Annotated in this window: 1 protein-coding gene and 1 rRNA gene; both read left to right on the top strand. The window is 30.3% G+C overall.

Annotated elements, in window-relative coordinates; genetic code table 11:
* A 5S ribosomal RNA gene (rrf, locus tag EKM77_RS11250) occupies positions 1-77 on the top strand; the annotation flags it as partial.
* Between the two features lie 992 nt (positions 78-1,069).
* Positions 1,070-1,573 (top strand): hypothetical protein, encoded by a 504-nt coding sequence (locus EKM77_RS10910; protein WP_125594055.1) that lies wholly within the window; start codon positions 1,070-1,072, stop codon positions 1,571-1,573.
* Positions 1,574-1,979: the final 406 nt, after the last annotated feature.

Genomic DNA, 1,979 nt, shown 5'->3' with positions numbered 1-1,979 from the left:
CGAACACAGAAGTTAAGCTTCTTAACGCCGAAAGTAGTTGGTGGGAAACTACCCGCGAGGATAGGTAGTTGCCACGCAATTCTTAAAGGAAGGACATTTGTCCTTCCTTTTTTTTGTGTTCATATAATATTTTATGAGTTATTTAGGTTTCAAGTCAGAACGTGTTGGAGAGACTTTTTAGTCAAAGTTAATCTTATCCTTGTAAAGAATTGTTTTAGGTTAATGAATTCATAACAATTGTTCTTTGGCTATTTAATTTTATCTATTGGTCTTTTCTAAGAAACCATTAGAACTATGGCCATTAATGTTTCCTTTAACCAAATAACAAGTTTCATAAGCAAGCTTAATATTTTTATTCACTTCAATACCTATATCTTATATCTATAAAGTTATTCTGTTCATGTATCCGCACAATCCAAACGCATATTTGATTGACTTAGTTCGTTCTAAAATAAACGATGTGAAATCCACCCACAATTATTTTGGCATTTAAAACTAAGCGAAACGAATTTAGTTTGTTATTTCTTTTTAATTGATGTCTACACCACAAATTACGAATCGAAATATTCTATGAAACGATATTTGTCATACAAACTGTCCCAGCTAATAATAGCTATCAAGAACAGAACTAGATTTTCTCAAACCTAAATCTTTACAAAGATATTCAAAATGCTAGAATTGCGTTTACCAATACTCTATCTCAACGATCTTGAACAGTTCATGGCAAAGTATTACCCAAGCCACATCGCACTACAAATTGTAGAGTTATTTCTGATTGGTTATCTAACTACAGATTGTCTTAATTGAGATAGAGCGTTGCATTATATAATGACGGTTAAACGAATCAGAATAATCAATGCATGAACCTTTATAGATAGGTTAATACATTCGAGTTTGGAACTTGTAGTTAATGTAACAGGGTAAAATTATTTTTCGATGGATATTTAAAAATCATATTTAGTATTGGTAAACTATAACGATTGTTATTGTTGGTATATCAAACTAGTATGGAGTTATTTTTCAATTTGATGTTAACATTAGTCTATTAATTTTAAAGAGGTAATTTAGTATGCGCCAAGCAAGACATATGAAAAAATCACACAAGAAAAGAATTTGGATCATAGTAGTTTCTGTGATTGCTTTGATAGCAATAGGTATCATTTTCTTCTTTCCAATAAATAATACGGTTAGGGATATCAGTGGTGGTAATGATACTGCATCGGATAAGTTAGTCAAAGATGAGTTAGCTAAAAGAATCGAAGCAACTAAAACGGGTGACCCTAAACATGATGGTAAAGTTAATAAGGCAGTTGATGATTTAAAGAAGACTAGAATGTCAGACATAATGAAGGCTGCCGAAAATCAGAATAAAGCTGCTACGGAACTACATAACAATACTTCCTTATCTTCATCTGAATCTAAGAAAGTTGCTAAAGAGATTTTTAGTAATAGTAAGTATGATAAATTGCGTCAGTCGGTAAATGATGGTGATTGGTATTCAGCATATAGTCAGTATAAAAACCTATCGAATAATGGATCAATAGATGAGTTAAAAAATAGTTTAAGTCAGTAATTTGTTGTACAGTATGGGGAATCGAATATTCGATTCTCTTTTTTTGTAGACAAATATCCAATCAAAAAGATTGTTTTAAAACAATTAAATTATTATTCTATATTAATTGCTTTAAGTATATTGAATGGGTATTTCAACATCAGGCGTTTAGTATAATATCTATAATGTTTGATAAAAACCTGAAGTTTATTAGACAAAAGTAATGACAATGATTATGATTTATACTATAATTTTAATTGCTAGATATCTTGATACGTAAGATAAATAAGTGCCCTTTAAATTAATTTTACTTTTTTAAAGAAAATACTTGCAAAGGTGTTACTTAACTAGTAATATATTACCTGTTGTTGCGACAGAGCAACGGCGACAACGTGTTGATGAGTTTTCCTCATTCTTCACTGAAAAA

This window comes from Companilactobacillus baiquanensis (assembly GCF_003946605.1).
Classification (GTDB): Bacteria; Bacillota; Bacilli; order Lactobacillales; family Lactobacillaceae; genus Companilactobacillus; species Companilactobacillus baiquanensis.
The sequence above is the reverse complement of the archived record's forward strand: the minus strand, read 5'-3'. Positions and strand labels throughout refer to the sequence as shown.